General features: G+C 50.3%; 17 protein-coding genes and 3 tRNA genes. 6 read left to right on the top strand and 14 right to left on the bottom strand.

Annotation, left to right across the window (positions count from 1 at the left end; genetic code table 11):
• Window positions 1–62 precede the first annotated feature (62 nt).
• Both JOD24_RS13070 and JOD24_RS13075 read left to right on the top strand, forming a co-directional pair.
• Complete coding sequence (locus tag JOD24_RS13070) at window positions 63–758, top strand: hypothetical protein (RefSeq protein ID WP_380165446.1); 696 nt, start codon at window positions 63–65, stop codon at window positions 756–758.
• 332 nt (window positions 759–1,090) lie between these two features.
• Complete coding sequence (locus JOD24_RS13075; RefSeq protein ID WP_380165448.1) at window positions 1,091–2,197, top strand: AI-2E family transporter; 1,107 nt, start codon at window positions 1,091–1,093, stop codon at window positions 2,195–2,197.
• Window positions 2,198–2,240: 43 nt separating this feature from the next.
• Here the strand turns inward: JOD24_RS13075 and JOD24_RS13080 are convergent, their stop codons facing one another.
• The 3 genes from JOD24_RS13080 to pepV all read right to left on the bottom strand — a co-directional run bounded on the left by JOD24_RS13080 (window position 2,241) and on the right by pepV (window position 4,981).
• On the bottom strand, window positions 2,241–2,861 hold the full coding sequence (locus JOD24_RS13080; RefSeq protein WP_380165450.1) for an NUDIX hydrolase: 621 nt from the start codon (window positions 2,859–2,861) through the stop codon (window positions 2,241–2,243).
• Window positions 2,862–2,901: 40 nt separating this feature from the next.
• The gene (locus JOD24_RS13085) at window positions 2,902–3,372 is read right to left on the bottom strand and encodes an MOSC domain-containing protein (protein ID WP_380165452.1); all 471 of its coding nucleotides are present in this window, start codon (window positions 3,370–3,372) and stop codon (window positions 2,902–2,904) included.
• Window positions 3,373–3,568: 196 nt separating this feature from the next.
• Entirely contained in the window at window positions 3,569–4,981 is a 1,413-nt protein-coding gene (gene pepV / locus JOD24_RS13090) for a dipeptidase PepV (RefSeq protein WP_380165454.1), read from the bottom strand.
• Between the two features lie 284 nt (window positions 4,982–5,265).
• On the opposite strand from pepV, the gene JOD24_RS13095 reads away from it, so the two are divergent.
• Window positions 5,266–6,171, top strand: coding sequence for a hypothetical protein (locus JOD24_RS13095; protein ID WP_429247062.1), 906 nt, complete (start codon window positions 5,266–5,268; stop codon window positions 6,169–6,171).
• Window positions 6,172–6,244: 73 nt separating this feature from the next.
• Here JOD24_RS13095 and JOD24_RS13100 read toward each other — a convergent pair whose 3' ends face one another.
• From JOD24_RS13100 to JOD24_RS13125, 6 genes are all read right to left on the bottom strand, one after another.
• Window positions 6,245–7,240, bottom strand: a complete 996-nt coding sequence (locus tag JOD24_RS13100) for an inorganic phosphate transporter (protein ID WP_380165458.1) — start codon at window positions 7,238–7,240, stop codon at window positions 6,245–6,247.
• Window positions 7,233–7,853, bottom strand: a complete 621-nt coding sequence (locus JOD24_RS13105) for a DUF47 domain-containing protein (protein ID WP_380165460.1) — start codon at window positions 7,851–7,853, stop codon at window positions 7,233–7,235. Before JOD24_RS13105 ends, JOD24_RS13100 begins: the two co-directional genes overlap by 8 nt.
• 199 nt (window positions 7,854–8,052) lie before the next feature.
• Window positions 8,053–11,178, bottom strand: coding sequence for an MMPL family transporter (locus JOD24_RS13110; protein ID WP_380165462.1), 3,126 nt, complete (start codon window positions 11,176–11,178; stop codon window positions 8,053–8,055).
• Between the two features lie 110 nt (window positions 11,179–11,288).
• Window positions 11,289–12,614 (bottom strand): HAMP domain-containing sensor histidine kinase, encoded by a 1,326-nt coding sequence (locus JOD24_RS13115; RefSeq protein ID WP_380165464.1) that lies wholly within the window; start codon window positions 12,612–12,614, stop codon window positions 11,289–11,291.
• Entirely contained in the window at window positions 12,611–13,291 is a 681-nt protein-coding gene (locus tag JOD24_RS13120; RefSeq protein ID WP_429247063.1) for a response regulator transcription factor, read from the bottom strand. Before JOD24_RS13120 ends, JOD24_RS13115 begins: the two co-directional genes overlap by 4 nt.
• A 182-nt stretch (window positions 13,292–13,473) precedes the next feature.
• A complete protein-coding gene (locus JOD24_RS13125) occupies window positions 13,474–13,740 on the bottom strand; it encodes a metal-sensitive transcriptional regulator (RefSeq protein WP_380165490.1) in 267 nt (88 codons plus the stop codon).
• 189 nt (window positions 13,741–13,929) lie between these two features.
• Between JOD24_RS13125 and JOD24_RS13130 the strand changes: the two genes are divergently transcribed.
• Window positions 13,930–14,094, top strand: coding sequence for a hypothetical protein (locus JOD24_RS13130; RefSeq protein ID WP_380165466.1), 165 nt, complete (start codon window positions 13,930–13,932; stop codon window positions 14,092–14,094).
• A 101-nt stretch (window positions 14,095–14,195) separates the two neighbouring features.
• Here JOD24_RS13130 and JOD24_RS13135 read toward each other — a convergent pair whose 3' ends face one another.
• The gene (locus JOD24_RS13135; protein ID WP_380165468.1) at window positions 14,196–15,098 is read right to left on the bottom strand and encodes a tetratricopeptide repeat protein; all 903 of its coding nucleotides are present in this window, start codon (window positions 15,096–15,098) and stop codon (window positions 14,196–14,198) included.
• 509 nt (window positions 15,099–15,607) lie between these two features.
• On the opposite strand from JOD24_RS13135, the gene mnmA reads away from it, so the two are divergent.
• On the top strand, window positions 15,608–16,699 hold the full coding sequence (gene mnmA, locus JOD24_RS13140) for a tRNA 2-thiouridine(34) synthase MnmA (RefSeq protein WP_380165470.1): 1,092 nt from the start codon (window positions 15,608–15,610) through the stop codon (window positions 16,697–16,699).
• A 582-nt stretch (window positions 16,700–17,281) separates the two neighbouring features.
• On the opposite strand, the gene JOD24_RS13145 is transcribed toward mnmA, so the two are convergent.
• Window positions 17,282–19,420 carry a S8 family serine peptidase gene (locus JOD24_RS13145; protein ID WP_429247064.1) on the bottom strand — a complete coding sequence of 713 codons (2,139 nt, stop codon included), beginning with the start codon at window positions 19,418–19,420 and terminating at the stop codon, window positions 17,282–17,284.
• Window positions 19,421–19,619: 199 nt separating this feature from the next.
• On the opposite strand from JOD24_RS13145, the gene JOD24_RS13150 reads away from it, so the two are divergent.
• A complete protein-coding gene (locus JOD24_RS13150) occupies window positions 19,620–21,077 on the top strand; it encodes a glycosyl hydrolase family 18 protein (protein ID WP_429247065.1) in 1,458 nt (485 codons plus the stop codon).
• A gap of 95 nt (window positions 21,078–21,172) precedes the next feature.
• On the opposite strand, the gene JOD24_RS13155 is transcribed toward JOD24_RS13150, so the two are convergent.
• From JOD24_RS13155 to JOD24_RS13165, 3 genes are all read right to left on the bottom strand, one after another.
• A tRNA-Arg gene (locus JOD24_RS13155) sits at window positions 21,173–21,249 on the bottom strand.
• A gap of 3 nt (window positions 21,250–21,252) precedes the next feature.
• Window positions 21,253–21,339, bottom strand: a tRNA-Leu gene (locus JOD24_RS13160).
• A 67-nt stretch (window positions 21,340–21,406) separates the two neighbouring features.
• Window positions 21,407–21,481: transfer RNA gene (locus JOD24_RS13165), tRNA-Gly, on the bottom strand.
• Window positions 21,482–21,561: the final 80 nt, after the last annotated feature.

Raw genomic sequence — 21,561 nt, forward strand, 5'->3', positions numbered from 1 at the left:
GTTACACTTAGGATGGATGCGGAAAACGACGTAAGCTTTTGACGGAGGGAGGGGAACTAAAAGTGCCCGTCAACTTCTATCGGACCCGTAAATTTCGTAAAGTAGCTTTATTCAGCTTTGTTGGAACCTTGATGATTTCCGGATATGTGCCGGTAGCGCAGGCACCTCAGGGACATCCTTGGAGCCTCTGGGGAAAAAAAGCTGTCGGATCAACGGTGTCTGATGATCAGACCACTAAGAAACGGATCCGGCTCTCCCAAGTGGAAGACTCCGATCGTAACAAGGAGGAAACCCAGGAAAACGACAACCAGTCCAAACTGGATTCGTTGGAAAGAAGCCATTCTGAGACCGTCCGAACTCACACGACAACTCAACAGCAAATGAGCCGTTCGGCAAAACAGGAAAACTCAGGGAAATCCGGGACGACTCCGGTCACCCACCCTGGAAAGGAAAAGCCTGTTCCGGACGATTCAAAGCCCAGTGACGGAGACAAACCAAAGGACCCGACCGATAACAAGCCCCAACCCAATCCCCCCGAGGAGGGAAACCCTCCTGACAATGAAAAGCCGGATCCAGAATCCCCCGGTGAAGATCCAGAACAACCCGGTGAAAATCCAGAACAACCTGGTGAAAATCCGGACCAACCCGGTGAGGATCCGGAAGAGCCCGATGAAGATCCAGAACAGGGAGACGGGGATCATTCCAAGCCTGAATGTCCTCTCAAACCGATCCTAGATGATTGGGAAAAGGTGGAATAACTCACTCCGTCGTACAAAAAAGCCTCGTAAGCCCGCCTGGTTTACGGGTTTTTTTGTACGGTCTATCCTGTAATTTGGATAAGATGGATATATAGATTTTTTCAGACGTGTTGATTAGCCATATTTTAGGAAGGAACTAAGGTCGGGAGGGTGGGAGGGTGTAGAGCCTTTGCGCTCTTTGCAAGAGATCGTAGCCGTTCCACCATCCCCGTCCCCTCAAGCCATATTTAACGTTGGGGGCAATAGGAAGAGCGAAAGGGCCATTTCGTTCCCATCATCCACTTTATAGTTAATCAACAGCCCTGAGATTTTTTGAAAGGAGGCGTGCCATCATGCCGCAAACGAAACCTTTTCAAATTGGATACGGAATCTTGTTGGCTTTTTTGATCATCTTTGTCGGAACGAAGATCAGCTTTATCTTTACGCCGCTGGTCGTACTGGTACAAACACTTTTTTTTCCTTTTCTGCTTGCCGGTGTGCTATATTACCTGTTCCGACCCGTAGTCCGATTTTTTGAAAAGCGAGGAGTGGCTCGGATTTATTCCATCCTCCTCATCTACCTGCTGTTCGTCGGATTGATGATCTTAGCAGTCTTCCTGATCGGATCCCCTCTGCAGGAGCAGGTCACCAGACTGGTGGCGAACACAGATGATCTCATTGAAAAATTGGGAAACAACTTGGTCAAATTGAAACAGAATCCCTATCTAGGCCAATATTTCGAACAGCAAAATCTGGAAAGTATGACTCAAGATATCACAGACTATCTGAGCAGCAGCGCATCTGTGATCTTCGCCAACATTGCCAATTTCATCGGAGTCCTGACCAACATCATCGTCGTTTTTGTGACGGTGCCCTTCATCCTCTTCTACTTGCTAAAAGATGGGGAAAAAGCTCCGAAACAAGTACTCCGCTTGCTTCCCTCCACCCAGCGAGCGGGGGGGAAACGGATTCTGGATGATATGGATCAGGCGATCAGTTCCTTTATCCAGGGACAGGTATTGGTCAGTCTCTGCGTCGGGATTCTGACCTATATCGGTTATCTAATCATCGGCTTGGACTATTCTCTGATTTTGGCTCTGGTCACCACGTTAACCAATGTGATCCCCTTCATCGGGCCCCTGATGGGCGCCATTCCCGCCCTAATTGTAGGGATCATCGGCTCCCCCTGGATGGCCTTGAAAGTGCTCATCGTAATTGTAGTGGTTCAGCAACTAGACAGTAACTTCATCTCGCCTCAGGTGATGGGCAGGAGCCTCAAAATTCATCCTCTGACGATCATCCTGTTACTGCTGGTGGCGGGTAGCTTGGGAGGCTTCCTCGGCTTGCTACTGGCAGTTCCCACCTACGCAGTCCTCAAAGTGGTGGTGAGTCACACCTATCGCTTGATTCGCCTCCGAAACCGCCGCAATGGAGAGAAAAATGAACAGGAATCGGAATAAAAAGAAGGAAGCCGGGTCACCCGGCTTCCTTTTTTGTTCATTTCTATTGCCCTTGCTTTTCCAAGGCTTTAAACACCATCTGGTAGTACTCTTTGGAGTGAGGAACCAACTCCTCCCAAGTTACTTGCCGCTCCCCATGCCTGCCAGTCACAGTTTGCGTCCCGGTGAACCCCTGAAAAAGGGCGGTGCTCCTTTTTCCCTCCATCAGTTGCACCACTTCCGACAGCTCTGCCTCAAACAGCCCCGAGACCTCAGTGGGTTGCAGGCGAAAATCTTCCCAAGATCCCCTAAAGAGGTGGAGATGGACATGACGATACTCCCGGTCAATCCATCCCTCCCCCTGCATCTCTTCCCGGTGAACCCCGAGGTAAGTCAGCTCCTCCGCTTGTAACGAAATTCCCAACTCCTCCTCCAACTCCCGCACCCCATCCTTCCGGCTTTCTCCACTCTGGAGATGGCCAGCGGCGGTGATATCCAGCTGTTGAGGATGGGCTTTCTTGCTAGGATGACGCAGTTGAAACAAAGGATAGATCTTTCCTTCCACGCGTCGGTACAACCAACAGTCAAAGGTATGATGCCACAGCCCTTCTTGGTGCACCCGTTCCCGATCGGCCACCCCGATCACTCTAAGATCCGGCCCCATGATATCCAGTATTTCCGCCATGCATTCGCCTCCCCTTAAACATGCCCCCCGGAGTTGAAGATCAGTTCATTCTCTCCAAGCGGTCCGACAAGATCCGGCGTACACTTTCAGCTAGAGTCAGGAAAGTAGCTAACTCCCGGATCCTCCCAGGATCCGAGTCTCGTTTGTGAAGGATCTCGTTCACCTGGCGGACAGTCCAGCGAGAATCGGAACATTCCACCCGTTCCATCGTCTGCCCCGCCGCCACCCTACCTTCTTTCAAGACCCGCAGGTACCAACCGCTGGTACCGGAATCCCCCACGCGCTTAGCCAATCCCTTCACTCCCCAGCGCCGATCCAACTTCCAACAGGGGATCCGGGGTTGGGATACCTGAATCCGAGCTTCTCCCACTTGATAGATATCCCCGATGCAAACCCTATCTTCATCTTGATGGGATATCGTGAAATTTTCCCCAAAGCCACCGGGGCCGATCCCTGGCAGATCCGGTTGTCTTCTCCACATCTCATAGTGGGAGGCAGCGTAGGCCAGCACACCTTATCCGGGCCGCCATGGTGCTTGCGATCCGCTTGATCGTCTCCCTGCAGGTGGAGCTTCCCCAAGAAAACCGGTCCTTCCACCGTCTGCTTGGCAATGGCACTGATCCATTCTTTACCATCCACCGAGTATACCTGAGGTTTCCCCACCTGAACCGACAAGAGTCTCGCCTCTCGCAAATCTCCCAGCCCCCTTATTTTGCCAATTCATAAATGGCCCGGGCATACAGAGCTGCTGCTTTCACCAATTCATCCACCGGAATGAACTCATCTTTTTGGTGCGCCGTCTCAGTGGTTCCTGGAAAGAGGGGCCCGAAAACCACTCCATTCTGGAGCGCCCGGGCATAAGTGGCGCCCCCGATGGCGAAGGGCTCGCCATTTTTCCCTGTCTCCTCTTCGTACACCCTGCGCAGGGTCTGTACCAGAGGAGCCTCCGGATCCACAAAATGCCCCGGCTTGTGATCCTCTTCTGAGATCAAGAGGCCGTATGCCTTGGTTTTTTCCTCCACCTGTCGACGGATCGCCTCCACATCGCCGGAGATGGGATAACGGATATTCAACTCCGCATGTTGTCCTTCACCGGGCTCATAGCGAAAGACACCACCATTCACCGTCAACCGGCCGACACGATCATCCTCTTGCTCAATGCCCAGATGCTCGCCGAAGAAGGCATCCACCAGGAGGTCATTAATGAAAGCGACATATCGTCCTCCCGGTTCATCCAGAGAGAGTCCGTCCAGAAACCGGGCTAATCCATAGGCAGCATTCACCCCCCGATCCGGTTCGGATCCATGATGAGCCACCCCTTCCACCACCAGCATCAGGTGATCATCCGCCTCTTCGGCGTATCCCCGGATCCCATGGCTGAGTAGGTATTCCTGATACTTCTCTTTCAAGGCAAAAACATCGCCTTCCCCTTCCAGGCGGGCAGCAGCCAGTTCCGGCACCATGTTGACTCGTTGACCGGCTTCAAACCGGGTCAGTATCCACTCTCTCTCCTCGTCGGTGGCGGTCTGGACGGTTCCCGTCAGAGTCAGATCCAGCAATCCCTTTTCCGCATGGATAATGGGAAAGTCCGCATCGGGAACAAACCCTGTCTCCGGCATCGGTTCCCGCTGGAAGTAGTAGTCCACATCCCGCCAGTGGGTCTCCTCATCGGTGCCGAGGATGAGGCGGACCCGTTTGTTCAGTGGCAGGCCCAGCTCTTTCACCAACTTCAGTGCAAAAAAAGCAGCCATAGCCGGTCCTTTATCATCCTGAGCTCCCCGGGCATAAAACTTCCCCTCCCGAATCTCCGGCGCAAAGGGTGGCGATATCCAGCCTTCCCCTGTCGGCACCACATCGAGATGGGTCAAGATCCCAAGGGTCTCTTCCCCTTCACCATACTCCACATGGCCGGCGTAACCCTCCACATTTTTAGTGCGAAACCCCTCTTGTTCCCCCAGTTCTAACATATAGCTGAGGGCTTCAGCGATTCCTTTGCCAAAGGGGGCACCGGGTCCAGCAGTGGACTCGTCCAAGACGCTCTCAATGGAGCAGAGCTCCTTCAACCGTTCCATCATCTCTCCCTGTAGCCTGCTCATCTGTTGTTGCCAATCGATCGACACTATTACATCCTCCTTTACGACTCCCCATTCGAAACGTAAATCACTACCAGGATCTTAAAAAGTGATTCATTTCACCATGATTCCTTCATGTTATCATAATTCTTCCCATTACAATTACCGGCTGCTTCATGGATCTTCAACTCACTTTTCCATGAACCTAACAGGATATCCTTTTTTATGAAAATAGAGAAAGGAATATTGTCACAAAAAAACGAATAGAGATGGATCAACCTTTTCCTTTCCGACCCGGTATTCATCCAGCCTTTGAAAGGAGCTGATCTCTTTTGCCCCATGTATGGAGTCACATCCTGTTCGGAGACCGGGTCCGGAAGCAGGCGGGATGGTCCATTTCAGACGACTTACGCACCTTTCACCTCGGCTGTCAGGGTTCTGATTTTCTCCTGTACCATAACTTTTGGCCCTGGAAGCGGGACAAATCTGTGCGTCGATTGGGCCGAGCCATTCATCAAAAGCACTGCGGACCATTCTTGATGGATCTGATCTTAGCCGCAGCGGAACATCCCGGTATGCGGGACTATGTGTCCGGATTTCTCACCCATCAGATCTTGGATCATCGTACCCATCTCTATATTCGCTATCCATCCGGAGACAAAAAATACAGCAACCAGAAACTTGATACCATGATCGACACCTTGTTGGCCCAACACTTGGAAGGGATTCAGACTTGGAAGAGTCCAGTGGTACCCCGAATTGATATCGGAACTTCCCTTCCCCGACAATGGGTGAAAGTGTTGCAAGGAGCTGCCCAAAAACATTTCCCGCAAGAGACAATACCTGTTTTACCCCATCATTGGAATGAAAGCTATCAAGATATGAAGCGGGCCCTTTCCCTCTTTCATGATCCGACGGGTTTCAAATGGTTGCTCACCTTGGGAGCCATCTCTCCTTTCCGTTACCGACCTGTTCGGAAGGAGATGGATTTCCTGAACGAGTCAGGTGAATGGGTCCATCCCCCTTTTTCCAAAGAAGAACATAGCTTCCTCACACTCTGGGAGTCCGCCCTTGAGGAAGGAGCCGATCTTCTCCGCTGGACCCTCGCTTTCTGGAAAGGCGAGATTGCCGAGGATACCCTGTACGATTTATTGGGAAACCTCTTTTGCGATACAGGAAAGGAGGGTAGCTACAAAAAAGAGCGACCCGTGTTCACACCAGTGGTCCGAACTAAGTGAAGACCCTCCCATCGGGAGGGCCTTCGATTGCGGACAAGCGGTCTTGACAGGAGGTTGTCCAAAAACATCCGCTCTATTCTAAAATGCTCAACACCTGATAGATCAACCAACTCATCACAGCCGTTCCGGGAAGGGTGAAAACCCAGGCATACACAATTTTTCCAGCTACACCCCACCGAACCGATTTCACCCGTTCTGCAGCCCCCACGCCGATGATCGAGCCGGTGAGCGTATGGGTGGTGCTGACTGGAATGCCGATCTTGGAAATTGTCGCCAACAGGACCGCCGCTGCAGTTTCCGCTGCAAATCCCTGGGCAGTGTTCAGATGGTTGAGGCGCATACCCAGGGTCTTGATCACATTCCATCCGCCGAGGGCTGTTCCCAGAGCCATCGCCAGCCCAGCGGAGGCGATCACCCACAAGGGAACCCCTCCATTATCAGGGATAAATCCTCCGGTAATCAAAGCCAGAGTAATGATTCCCATCGCTTTCTGTGCATCTGAAGTCCCATGGCTAAAAGACATAAATGAGGCCGACAAGATCTGCAGAGGACGGAAGAGACGCTTTACCTTGGAAGGGGCGGTATTCCGAAACAGTTCCCGGATCAGCTTCATCATGAGCCATGACAAGATCGCTCCCAGGATCGGCGAAACCAGAAGAGCGACCAGGATCATCATGATCCCACTCCATTGGAGGGCGGCAAAGCCTTTAAAAGCAACAGCTGCTCCAACCAATGCCCCGATCAATCCGTGGGAAGCACTGATAGGCAAGCCCATCAGTGTCATCACTACGTTCCAGATGATTGCGGCTACCAGCGTGGCCACAATCACCAGCTGGGTGACATATTCAGGGTCAACAATCCCTTTGGCTATCGTATTCGCGACAGCCGTGGAAAAAAAAGCCCCAGCTAGGTTGAGCGTAGCAGCCAACATCAACGCCTTGAAAGGAGTGAGGGCACGGGTCCCGATCACGGTGGCGATCGCATTGGCCGAGTCGTTCCAACCGTTGGTGAAATCAAAGATCAGAGCAAGGACGACGACCAGAACGATCAACACGGTCGGGTCAAGCATACTTCATAACCACACTTTCCAGCACATCGGCCAAATCTTCAGCGGTATCGGTCACATCTTCCAACCGCTCATACACTTCTTTCATCTTAATCAATTCGATCGGATCCACCGGATTTTCAAACAGAGAACCCACCGACTCCCGCATCAATCGATCCGCCTGGTTTTCCAACAGATTGATTTCCACCACATACTTCTGAATGCTGTTAAAATCACGCTTCTCCAGTGAAATAAAAGCCTCTTGCAGGAACTCAGCTGACTTTTCCAGAATCTCCGCGAACTGCATCAGATAAGGCGTAGTCTTGTCCACATGACAAAAGACAAACCTGGAAGCGCAGGCTTCGACCCCGTCCAGCACGTCATCCAGTTTTAAAGCCAACTGCAGGATATCCTCCTGGTCCATGGGTGTGACAAAGGTTTGGTTCAGTTCACGCACCAGCAGATGGGTAAGTTCATCTCCTTTGTTCTCCAGGTCTTTGAGCTTCTCTGCATACTCCTCCTTGTGCTCCAACGTCTCCACGTTTTGGCGGAAAAGCTGCATGGCCTCGACGATATTCCCCGCCGCCTCCACAAGTGTTTGATAGAACACAGAGTCTTTTGAGCGATTAAACAGCAAACTGGATACCCCCTAATGGACGGCAATTTTTTACTCCCAGTGGACTCATCTAGAACCAATCCTATCTTATAATAATCATTTTGTGTTGGAAAGGAAATAATAATCCGGCTCAAACATTCATTTACAAATATTTTCCTATCCCCCTGTCTCTCATACAGGAACGTGACCCCATGTAAAAAGCCCCCGCAGGGGCATAGGGTCAAGAAATCTCTTCCTTCTTCTGTGCTGGCACCGTATTCAGTCTTTCTGTAACGGAAATCATCGCGGGAAGGAAGATGGGGAGCATGACAAAAGCGAGGAGGAATAGTCCGATAATCACCACCGTGGCGATCTGGATCAGGGTTAATACTCCAGAGGGATACAAAGCTGCAAAGGTGAGAGCAAGAATCACCGCTGCAGAAATCACCACCGATCCGATTTTTTTGGCGGAAAGGGCGAATGCTTCGCCAGGTGTGAGCGTCGGATACTCCCGGTAGCGCATCATGAGAAAGATACTGTAGTCAACTCCCAGTGCGATCACCATGATCATCGAGAAGAAGGGGACCGACCAGGTCAGTTCACCGATGCTTAACCAGTTGGAGAAAATTTGTTCCGTAGTCGCCAATGCTGTGAAATAGGACAAAATCAGCGAGCCGATAATATAGACGGTGTTCCAAAAAGAACGCAGAATCCACAGCAGAACCAACGTAATCCCCGCTAACATCAACAGAGCGGTTCGATTTAGATCTCCGGTGGAAATCTGGTTCAGATCACGATTTTGGGAAGAGACTCCACCGACTCCGTGACGGGCATCGGCGAATTCGGTCTTTTCCAGTTTCCCGGAAACTGTGGAATCCAGTTCAGCCGCCGTATCCATCGCGTCCTCAGCATAGGGATCCCCCTCTAAAATAATCTCCCATTTCATCACCTTGCGGTCATCGGACATATACGCATCCAGTCCCTTTTGAAACTCCTCTCCCTTGAGAACCTTCTCCGGAACAAAGAAAGTGTGGGAAGCCTCTGTCCGGGACATATCTCCGAGATATCCTTCGGCTTGTTGCAATCCTTCTGTAATCTGATCCAGCCCATCGGCACTTTTTCCAAGACCGTTTCTTAACTGGCTCAGATTGCTTTCCAGCCCTTGCAATCCGGTATTCAATTGCTTCTGCCCTTGCGTGATCTCTCCCAGACCGTTTTCCACTGCATACAGACTGTCAGTCACCTGACTCTGTCCCTGGGCCCCTTTTTGCAATCCTTCAGCCAACTGAGAAGAACCTGCTTTTAGTTCGCGCATACCGGCCAACATTTTCCGTTGCCCCTCAGCCACTTGTTTCAATCCGGTGTGGGCTTCAGACAATCTGGCATTGGTCTTGCCCAGGTTGCTGTTCAGAGTATTCAAACCCGATTCCAGCTGCCCCAAAGATCCCTCCAGTTTTTGAGACATCCCTTTTAACCCCTGAAAATTCGGGTCAGCGGAAAGTTCGGGATGGGATTGCTCCAATGACTGCACCTGTTTTGTCATTTGCAAGGCGAGGGACTGAAGCCCGCTCAGTTGATTCTCCAGGTTTTTATACTCGCTTCCCAGACGTTGGTACCCGGTATTTAGTTGGCCGATCCCCCCGGATAACTGATCTGTAGAAGACGAGAGTTGGGTCATCCCGGATTCCAGTTGCTTCAGTCCGGAATGAACCTCCTGGGCCCCACCGGCCCCTTGCCCCACTCCCCCCTGTATTTGTTCCATCGCCTGGCGAATCTGGGAGACTCCGATCTGAGCCGATTCGGTACCCTCCACCAGATCTTCCACCCGGGAGAAATCTTGGTCTGTTCCTTTCCGAATTTGTTGAACTGTTTCATCCAGCCCCTGTTGAATCTGTCCGGTTCCTTTACCAGCTTCGCCAATCCCATCTTTGGTCTGTTTCGTCTGCTTGTCGATGTACAACTCCTCTATGGGCTTCCCTTGGGGACGCGTGGGACCAAAGGCCGCCTCCACTCCCTGCACCCGGGTCAGCGATTCAGTCACCTGATCGATAAAAGCCATCCCCTCCGGGCTGTCCAAAGGCTTGTCGCTCTCTAGCACCACCGAAGCAGGCATCGTTTTACCCGGACTGAAATGGTCAGAGATCATATTGAAGCCACGGACAGATGGAGATTCACTATCCATCTCCTCCAGATTGTTGTAGGAGAGATTTCCCTCATAGAGGAACAGGACCGGCACGGTCAAGATCACGACGACCAACAAAGAGACCAAGGGGCGTCGATAGGAGGTGGATGACAAAAACGTCCACAACCGATTTTCCGTATGTCCCTCCATCTTTCGAGCAGGCCAGAACATGGTTTTTCCTAGAATCGACATGAAGAAAGGAATAATCGTGAACAGGGACAACAACAAAAACAGAACCCCGATAGCTACAGCCACCCCTGCCTGATAGATGGAAAATTGGGCCAACCCGAGGCTGGCAAATCCGATCATAACGGCCAAAGCACTGTAAACTACAGTTTTTCCAGCCGTCCGGTATGTTTCTACAATGGAGAGAGAGACAGACTTGCGCCGGGCCATCTCTTCCTTGAACCGGGAAAAGAGCAGGATATTGTAGTCCGTGCCGATTCCAAATAGGACGAGTACCAAAAAGATCTGTGTAAAATTGGTAAAGGGGAAATCAAGCTGATCTACCAGATGGGCCACCACTGCCAGTGACGCCAGATAGGAAGCCCCGACAGAAATTAGGGAGACCAAGGGAGCCAATGGGGAACGAAATACGAGCAACAACACTAGAATAATAAAAATCACGGTGATCTGTTCTGTTTTGCGGACCCCGTCCAATGTGGTGCGGGCGAAGTCCTCATTGATCAGATCCGCCCCGGTCAATTCATATTTGACATCAGGGTTTCCCAGAGCTTTTTCCAGACTGTCTCTCACTTCCGGAACCGAACGCTGCCCCCGATCCACGGAAAGAACGGAGAGAATCGTGGTACCATCTTTGGAAACGAACTGTTCTTTCAGGGCCTTTTCGTCAAAATGGGTCAATACGCTGGAAATTCCCAATTCTTGATCCTGATCTTTCAATCGTTGAATGGATTTTTTAATATTCTTCAGATCCGTGGAGCTCAGTTTTTCCTGTTCGCCTGTGAAAACGACCATCAAGGTCATCTCATTACCCTTGCTGGAGGTTTCATTTAGTTTTTTCTCTAAATCCCCGGCTAACTGGGATGAGTAGTTTTCCGGGATGGCAGGCTGCCCCTTCTCTCTGACCAGCTCACCCATATCCGGTAGGGTGATCACAGCCAGGACAGAGATGACCGCCCACAAAGCAAGGATCCACCACTTCCAACGGATGATTTTCCTCAAGGTTCTCCCTCACTCCCATATCGTTGAGTTTATGGGTTTATGTTACCAATGAAAACTGAATCAAAGATAAAACAAAAATGAAGAAAGGTAAATTTCGCCCTCCATCCGACTTACGATTGATGAACTACCGGCAGGCTGAAAGAGATACCCAACCCGCCCATGGAAGAGGAGAAAGCGAAGATCTCTCCCCCATGGCGATGGATGATCGAACGGCAGGTGGCCAATCCCAAGCCAGAACCTTTCCCACTTCCCCGTGAAGGATCCACTGTATAGAAACGCTGGAAAAGTTCCGATAGATTCCCTTGCGAAACCCCCTTTCCGTTATCCTCCAGTCGAAAATAGACTCGCCCCTCCTCACTAAAAGCAGTCCAGGTTAGAGTCAGCTGAGCTCTGTCACCGTGCCGGACTGAGTTGCTGACGATGTTGGCAAACACCCGTCTCAGCATCCCTTCATGAATCCGGACTTGTTCGAGTCCGAGGTGATTCCGACAAAGCAAACGATGTCCCAAACCGAAGAGCTCCGCTTCATATTCTTCTACCACGGATCGAAACAGAGGGCTCACCGGCATCTGCGTTAACTCCACATCCTTTAGTTGTATTTCTTTTTGGGTATACTCGGAAAAGGAGTTAAGCAATTGGTTCATCTGTTCCTCTTTTTTTCGAATTAGTTGAAGGTATTCCTTTTCTCCCGCAGACATGTCATGACGGGTGAGTAACAATTCCAAAAAACCCCGGATGGAAGTCAAAGGGGTCTTGAGATCGTGGGTAATGGCAGCCACCATATCCACCTGCTCCCGATGGGCATGGTGAAGTCTCTCTTCCATCTCACCGAAACGGCGGTAAAGAACTCCGATTTCATCGCAACGCTTACTGGTGAGAGGAGGCATCGGGTTTTCCAGATTCACCTGGTCCAAACGTTGATTCAGCCGGGCCAAGGGCCGGATAATCAACATGTTAAAATAGAGGGCCAACAGCAGAATCAACCCCGACAGAAGCAGCATCAGAAATGCAAATGTGTCCGTCAGGGCCTCCTCCAACCCGATCTCCTCCTCCCGGAAAGGACGGATTACCTGGATCAAATAAACCGTTTTCCCTTGGCTTCTGACAGGAAACCACCTCTCTTCCGAGGTCTTTCCGTCTTGTGCAGAGGAAATTTTCAGGAGAGGGGTTACCCCATCCGCCTGGAACAAAGTTACGGAGAGTTGTTCCCGAAGAGCCCTTTGTTGCAAATAAGAGTGAATTTTCTCTATATCTGGATGGAGACGAGCCACCTGGTTCATCATTTGCGCCTCACTCTCACGATGAACCTGTTGCCGGTCCGAGACCCGCTCCCAGATGCGTTCAATCACTTCCACCCGAAGATAGAAAACACTGACAAAAAACAACACAAAGGCCAACAAAAAAAAGAGGAAAGGGATCTTCCACTTCAGCTTCACCCTTCCTCACTCTCCCAAGCAAATTTGTACCCCACTCCCCAGATCGTTTTGATGCAATCCCGTCCTATTTTTTTACGGATATTTTTGATATGGACCGTCACCGTATTCAGGTCCCCGAATTCCTGCCCCCAAATTTTTTGATAGAGCTGTTCTCTGGAAAGGACTTGATTGGGATGTTTGGCGAGATAGGAAAGGATTTGAAACTCCTTTGCAGACAGATCCACCTTCTCCCCATCCGCCACCACTTCGTAAGTCTGCTCATTGATGGATAGAGGGCCTGACCCAGCGGAAGGACCCATCTCTTGCTTTATTCGTTCCACCCGTCGAAAGTGTGCCTTTACCCGCGCCAATAACTCACGGGGACTGAAAGGCTTTGTCAGGTAGTCATCTGCGCCGATTTCCAATCCGATGACTTTGTCCAATTCTCGGTCCCGGACACTCAACAGCAAAATCGGAACGGTATGCTGTTGCCGAATGCGCCGGCAGGTCTCCATCCCGTCCAATCCAGGCAACATAATATCGAGAATGACAAAATCCACCGGGCGGCTGTTCACGATTTTCAAGGCTTCTTCCCCCGTATAGGCGGGAATCACCTCAAAAGATGACTCATACCGAAACCCTTCTGTAATTAGATGAACGATATCCCGGTCATCATCCACTGCCAAAATGGTACGCATCCTCTTTCCCCTTCCCTGAGCTCCTCTGTATCATCCGTTATGCTTATTTTCATATATTTTCGGGATGGATGAAAGACCATGAAGCTACATTAAAAGGAAGATAGATTCGCATTGTTTAAAAAGTCATACTGCAGGTGAGATTTGGGCTCTCAAATTACATCGGGACCATAACCCGATATATATTAATGGCTCTTCACTAACAGATGGATCGCTTCCTCCACTAATTTCTCGGTATTTTGGCCTTCCTCCTTATTCAATTCCTCCCGGATTCGTTTCTCTAAGTTGCGACTGACGATATAGGCACTAGCCCGATCCACCGCTGACCGAACTGCAGAAAGTTGAGAAACCACGTCTTTACACGATTGCTCCTCCTCCATCATTCGCAAAACCCCACGTAGCTGCCCTTCTACCCGACGTAAGCGTTTTTTCATGTCTTCACTGTACTCCATGCCCCTGCTCCTTTCCTTCCCACCATTGAGATCCATTTTATCATATACAAACACCGAATCCCCCCTGATCCCGCGTCCCTGTACGACAATATGCGCCGTTTCCCCTCCTCGCATAAATTTTCTCTTCACAAGACAAACTGAGAACCAGGGTTCTACCCCAAATCCCAGGTTCCGAGGAGGCTTTACGAAATGAACGAGGAGGAAGAGCGCAGAGAAGCCCCAAAGGATCTTCATCTAGATCCGGTGCAATTTGCATACGAACAAAGCGGTGAATTGGCTAATATCGCATCAGAAAAAGCAGATCCGTCAAGGAAATCAAAGTCAGTGAAGGATCACAAAAAAACACTTGAATAGTCAGGCATTCCCACAGATCGAAAGCCTGTCCGCGCGCTTTTTAAGCGCGTTTTTTATACAAAAAACCCACCATCCAAATCCCTGGAGGCGGGAGCTTTATTTCAAGATTTTTCGGGGATCGGATCCAATTGTTGCATCCGAAGATGGACCATATGCTGATATTCGGGAGCGATATATTCCAGCATCCGGGCGAGAATATCCACCGCTCCTTTAGGATCCCCCGAGTCATACAGAGCCTGGGCATAGTCCATCCCAAGGAAAGGGGTTATGTAGGCGGGTGTCCAATATTTCTTACTGAATTGAATCAGTTCTTCAGTCAAGCCTTCCTTACGAAGTAAAGATGAAACCGTCATCGTGGTTGTTTCTTCTTCCCATGATGGCAAATCCTCTTCGGTGCGATCCTCGCGAATTCGATCCAAACACTTTTGAAAGTAAGTCATCGCATCGGAGAAGCTCTTCTTTTTGAAGTGTAACTTTCCAAGTTCCAACAGAGGCCACCAAGAGTTCGTAGTTTCCGACAACTGCTCCAAAAAGGGGGCTGCCTCTTCCTGCTCGCCGACCCATTCTGTAAACATGCGAAGAGCGGTCTCCTGATTCGGCTCTTTGGATAAGCCTTCCTTCAACTGTTGGACTGCCTGTTCCCGTTCTCCACGAGCATCCAGAATTCGAGCCAAGTATGTATGGGCGACGCCTCTGTCCGGGTACTTATCGATACATTGAAGCAACACCCGTTCCCCTTCCTCAGGGTTGTTCTCTCTCATCAGAACCAGAGCCTGCAACAGCAGGACCTCCTCCTCTTGGTCCGTCAGTTCCAAGAGACGGTTCACTCCCTGTTCCGCTTCTTTCAGAAAACCATCCTTATACAATTGAACTGTAAAGGTATAAAGATTATGAGGGTCGTCCCAATCCGCTTCTATGTTTTCTGGAATCACATGCGTTCGAAACTCTTCCCTGTCCATCCAAATGGGGTGGCCCAACTCATCAAACAAGGGGGTTTCTCCCATGCCCCTACCTCCCATATCTGTTGTTTCTGCAAATGAAATTTTTAGAATAAAAATTGTATCGTACTCAACACATAAAAAAGTTGAGGTGTCGATGGTATGATTGTTAAAAGTTAAATGAGAACTTTGTTGAACCCCACCATCAGAATTATAACAAAAACCATCGCTCAGTTCCTGTCATAAACTTGAAGCCCTATACATCCGCTGGAGATGAGAATCCAGCCCTGATCGGGGATTGACGCTATCAGAAATCTGGGAACCATTCTAATGTCAGGCCTGTTGACAACAGGCTCTCTCGTCAGTTTCTCCGCTGTGTACTCCCTTCCACCACCTGTTTTCTGGTTATCAACTGCCCTGGTCCAGGGTCAACTTTCCTCTTCGATTTCAGGACATGCCAGGACATGTTATACTATGTAAAATGAGTATTTTCATCGGGATTTAAGGACTCCGATGCATTCCAACCAAATCTCGACTTCAATTTTGAAGCGGGTTTTGATCGATAGAAGGTGAAAATGATGGCAAAGTCTCCGAGAGTCGTATTGGGGATGTCTGGCGGGGTCGATTCATCCGTCGCCGCTTTACTTCTGAAAGAACAGGGATACGATGTGATCGGCCTTTTCATGAAAAACTGGGATGATACCGATGAGTTGGGAAACTGTACAGCCACCGAAGATTTCGAAGATGTTCGACGAGTGGCCAGCCAACTGGGAATTCCCTACTACTCCGTCAACTTTGAGAAAGAGTATCGTGATAAAGTATTCCGATATTTCTTGGACGAATATGAAAAGGGACGAACTCCCAATCCCGATGTCATGTGCAACAAGGAGATTAAATTCGGCGAGTTCATGGAGAAAGCTCTCCAACTGGGAGCCGATTATATCGCCACCGGCCACTACGCCCAATTGGATCAGAGGGATGGAAACTACCGTCTGATGAGGGGGGCCGATCCCAATAAGGATCAGACTTATTTTCTATATACCCTGGGTCAAGAACAGCTCTCCAAAACCCTGTTTCCCATCGGCCACCTGCATAAAAAAAAGCTCCGCGAAATCGCGGAAGAAGCGGGTCTGGCCACTGCCAGTAAGAAAGACAGTACCGGGATCTGCTTTATCGGGGAACGGGATTTTAAGGAATTCCTCAGTCAATACCTTCCCGCCCGTCCCGGAAAAATGCAAACTCTTTCCGGTGAATTAAAAGGGCATCATGATGGACTGATGTATTACACCCTGGGTCAAAGACAGGGACTGGGAATCGGTGGCAGCGGAAGTGGTGAACCCTGGTTTGTCGTTGGTAAGGACTTGGAGAATAATGTGTTGCTGGTGGAACAAGGACATGACCATCCCGCACTCTTCTCCGATGGACTCATCGCCGAAGAAGTGCACTGGGTCGATCGCCAACAACGTATGGAACCCTTTCACTGCACCGCCAAGTTCCGGTACCGGCAACAAGACCAGGGGGTTACTGTCGAACCTGTGGACGACGGATCTGTACGGGTCATTTTTGATCAGCCCGAACGTGCAGTCACTCCCGGTCAGTCTGTTGTTTTTTATGACGGGGAAATCTGTTTGGGTGGAGGAATCATCCAAACCACCTTTTGTCGCTGAACATTTACTTTCACCGTCCCGACTTGAGCGGGGCGGTTTTTTCCGCCTCAAGACGGAGAGCTTCCCCATCTTCTGGTGATTTGGGACTTCCCTATGTAGCCTGGTTAGATATCTGGAATCAGGCGTGTTGATTAACCATACTTTAGGCAGGAATTGGGTCGGGATGGTGGGGCTTTGATTCGCCTTTGCGCTCTTGGCAAGAGATCGTAGCCGTCCCACCCTCCCCGTCCCCTCAAGCCATATTTTACGATGGGGCAAGGGAAAGAGCGTAAGGTCAGTTTTGTTTCCTTCACCCATTTCTTGGTTGATCAACAGCTCGGATCTGGAAAATCGGCCTTTGTTCCTCCTCTCCTAGGAAATCCGACCCCGTACATCAAGACACGGAATTTATCCGGTCACAGAAAAGGCGGACAATGCAATGGTACAGACATGAATACGGAGATGGCCATCACCTCGTCGTGGACACCCTTGCCTTAAACTAACGGCTACTGCTACCTTCACCCCTCGGGACTTTCACCCTATAAAAACGTGCCAAGAAGAAGAACCGTTCCTCCTTGGAAGAACGGTTCTTCTCTGTTTTACTTATCGGTTGACAGCGCGGAAATAATATGGGATACGGATCTTTTTGCCGCTATCATTGGTGATCTTGATGTACCCCTGATAGTCGGTGTCCGCTTTGCCTTTGCCCCTCACTGTGACGTTAAACTTACCAGTGGCCCCTTTCTTAACTTTAAGGGACTTGACGCTCACATCCGAGTCTTTATTGGCGGAGAGGCGGTATACTTGCTTGGTGTTGGAAGTGTTCTTCAGACTGACTTGAATCGTTTTCTTATCCCCTTTCTTGACCAGACCGAAGCTGAGGCTAGAGGGGGAAGCCATCGCCGGTGTGTTCAGGGCGTTAGCGACATGGATCATGCCGCCACCCACTTCCAGTGGCAACGTCGGACCGCCTTTGATGTTGGTCCCGGTTCCGATCAAAGCCGCTTTGATATCCTGGGACGTCCAATCGGGGCGAGCGTGCTTCAAAAGAGCGACTGCACCCGCCACATGGGGAGCGGACATGGACGTTCCATTCATGGAGGCCAATCCGCCACCAACGACACTGGAGTATACATTGCCCCCCACCGCCGCCACATCAGGCTTCAGGGTATAGTTGACAGTCGGACCGCGGGAGGAGAAGTCCATAAGCGTCTTCCCGTATTCACTATCAAACTCCTTGGGGTCAGCAGGCTCTAAAACAGCGGAGCCTTCACTTCCCTTCAAGATCCACTCCCCATCCGACTGGGAAACCATAACTGCGGGAGTAGTCACCTTTTCTTCCACGGACATCCCGGAGGGGTCCCCGGGGGCATTGTTGACGATGATCACACCGGCAGCACCCTTCTGTTGGGCCTTGTAAGCCTTATCAGTAAAGGAACAGTCGCCCCGCTTGATAACAGCAATCTTACCTGTTAGATCTTCGGAGATACCGGTGCAGGCCAGACCATTTCCATCCTTCACAACGGCCAAGGATCCCTCTTTTCTTTCCGTAAGCTGGCCACCTGGATCGGAAGTAGCAACAGGCAGGGACTTACGCTCCCCGTTCACGGTGATATCGATTACTTGGCCGATAAAATGGCTGTTTGCCACAGCAGCCACAGTAATCACCTTATCGGCGGTGCCTGGAGAGCCGATCGTCATCGGGCCGGGGCCTTCATTACCTGCAGAGATGACCGTCGTCATACCGGTATCAGAGGCAGCGTTGACGATTTCCGCTAAAAGGTCGAATCCGGGTTCCGCTGGACCTCCCAGACTCAGGTTGGCCACGTCCATCCCGTCACGTACGGCTGCTTCGACAGCGGCGGCGATGTAGATACTGTCAGCCTCGCAATCTTCACCATCACAAGGGAAGACGTTGTAATTGCCGAGATAAGCCTTGGGGGCTACACCAGAGAGAGGGGTTTTGGCCGCTCCGCTCGGATCCTTGTAATCCTCCACCCCAGCGATGGTCCCGGCCACATGGGTGCCGTGAGACCCGATCGCTTCGGGAGTATCTTCTTTATCAGGACTGAATACCTTGGCAACGATCACCTTGTTGGTGGTATATTCTACCCAATCCTCATTCTCTTCGGGAACCTTCGGAAACCCTTCCGGCATCTTCAGATTGGGATCCTGCAGGAAAGGGTGATCCTGATCAATCCCGCTGTCGATCACGGCCACTTTGACTCTATCCCCCTGGTAACCCATGTTCCATAGGGGCTTGTCATTGATGAGCGAGTGGCTTTTGTTCATCGCCGGTTTGTACTTCAGGCTCTTCACGACTTTCTTGACTCCTGGCCCTTTCCGCAAGGTATCGGGATTGATCCCGTCCGCTTTGACCGCAACCCCGTTCAGGGTGACGGAATACTCCTTGACTACTTTGGCTTTAGAGGATTTCCCCTTCAACCAATTTTTATAGCTAGACCGTTTCTTGGATAGGTAGTTTTGATAACTTTTTACATGTTTGTTCTTCATTGTCAGCTTCTTTTGCCCTTCCACCTGAGTGGCTTTATAGCCCTTTACTTCACCATCATAGGTAGCCACCGGATCATCCTTCAGCTCGACAAAGTAATAATCGCCGTCTGATTTTGACGATGTCGCTTTCTCATCCGTATGGATCTGGGCCTGAACAGGAAGAGACGTTATGGACAAAGCCAGAATAAGCAGAAGAGACAACATCCAACCACGAGATATTTTGTTCATGGTTTTCCCCCTTGATGAACTTTTAAAACACTTTAAAAACTAATACGACCCAAAGAAGAACAAATCCTGCCCCTTTTCGAATTTAGAGGAAAGGGGTTCAATTAAATCCTACGAAGGATTGATTCTTGTATCGAAATATGTCAATATTTAGATGATCGAGATAAAATATGGAGTAGATGGAAAGGGGGAAAACAATCACTTGCGTAATCAATTTCACCTTCAACAAAAAACACCTTCCCGGGAACAACGATATTCCCGCAAAAAAAGAGATAAGAGAAGAAAACCCGTCAAACACAGGCGAAAGAGCATGTTTGCCGGACTGCTCTGTGTGCTTGCCATCTTTATCGGCGGTTGGATCATTCTAACCATGACCGGATCTCCCGCTGACAACCAAAAGGTCCAGACTGGGCCAGCTCCCGCCATTGCAGAGCATCCGGAAGAGCCTGACGACTCTATCGCCCCGGGGCCCGAGGATTGGTGGGATCCGGCGGATCCTTCCATCACACCTGATAAAAAAACCACCCCGAAGGATGGAAAAAAGCCAGTCATTTCAGCACCGCCCACTACCTCTTCCCAGCACATCCTCCACAATAACTGGCGAAATCCAGACCTGAACCGCCTTCCCACAACGGGAGAGAGAGCCAACAACGTCTTACCCTCCGTCCCACCACTATCTCATCCATCTATGCAACAGGCACCCTCTGTGAAACCGCCCAACAGAAAGTTACAGATCACAGTTCGGATTCCCTACTGGGATTCCGTTGCGACAGAGCGGTTAGAACAGGTGGCCGATCAAATCGATGAGCTTAATTTTCCTTGGTATGATATCCACTCCAACGGTACTCTCACTCTCCGAAAGGCGGATAAGGCAGGACCCGTCCTGAAGATGGCGGAAAAAAACAAAATCCGTCTCCTGCCCATCATCGGTAACCAATATTCCTCCGCCCTCCTTCACGAGATATTGAATCAACCACAGAAACGGACCCAGCTTATAAAAGAAATTGCTCATACGGTTGAAAAACAAGGCTATTCAGGGATTGAACTTCAGTTTGAACCGATCCTGGAGGAAGACCGGGATTCGTTCTCACTCTTTGTCGAAGAGTTGTCCGAGCAACTCCATGAACAACAGCATTGGCTCAGTGTTGCCCTCCAGCCCAAGGGAGATTCAAAACAAGATCCCTCTTCTGGGCAGGACTGGAAGCGAATCAGCGAGGCAGCGGACAGTGTCAAGATCATGGCCTATCATTACAGTTTGAAACAACCGGGACCTGGGGCTCCCATCCCTTGGCTAGAGAACACTTTAAAACAGGCCAAAGCCGACATCCCCTCTAACAAGATATATGTCAGCCTTTCCGCCCAGGGGTACCTCTGGACCGGACCGGATCAGCTGGCCCCCTTGACCTTTAAAGAGGCGCAAGATCTGATCCATGTTCACCAAGCATCCCCGCAACGGGAGGGAGACCAACCCTGGTTTCAATACTCGGCAGGCAAACAGACCCACACCGTATATTATCAGGATGCCGTCGGATACAGACAAAAAATGAACTTCCTCCTAAAACAGGATCCAGATCTCGCAGGAATTGCTCATTGGTATCTCGGTGCGGAAGATCCGGACACATGGAAAGTCATCCGAGAGACCAACAAAAAAGACCGCTAAAAGTGTTGTAAAAAAACCGGGATCCGCACTCACCAAGATCCTTTTCGCTAATAGCGAGAAAAACAAAAAAACGCACCATCACTCTGGTGCGTTTTTGGCGTGCCCTGAGAGATTCGAACTCCCGACCTTCTGATTCGTAGTCAGACGCTCTATCCAGCTGAGCTAAGGGCACATATGGTGCGGACGAGAGGACTTGAACCTCCACGGTCTAATGACCACTAGATCCTGAATCTAGCGCGTCTGCCGATTCCGCCACGTCCGCAGATTTTGAATGACAATCATTATTATATAACATTTGAAGAAACAGGTCAAGATCTTCAAAAATAGATTGGAGCGGAAGGCTGGACTCGAACCCGCGACCCCCACCTTGGGAAGGTGGTGCTCTACCGCTGAGCTACTTCCGCATCTATAAATGTGCACTCCACGTCAAATACAGCATGTTTTGAAGTTGAACTCCATCTTGATTCGTAACCCAACACTTGAT

The sequence above is a fragment of the Kroppenstedtia sanguinis genome (assembly GCF_050433445.1).
Classification (GTDB): Bacteria; Bacillota; Bacilli; order Thermoactinomycetales; family DSM-45169; genus Kroppenstedtia; species Kroppenstedtia sanguinis.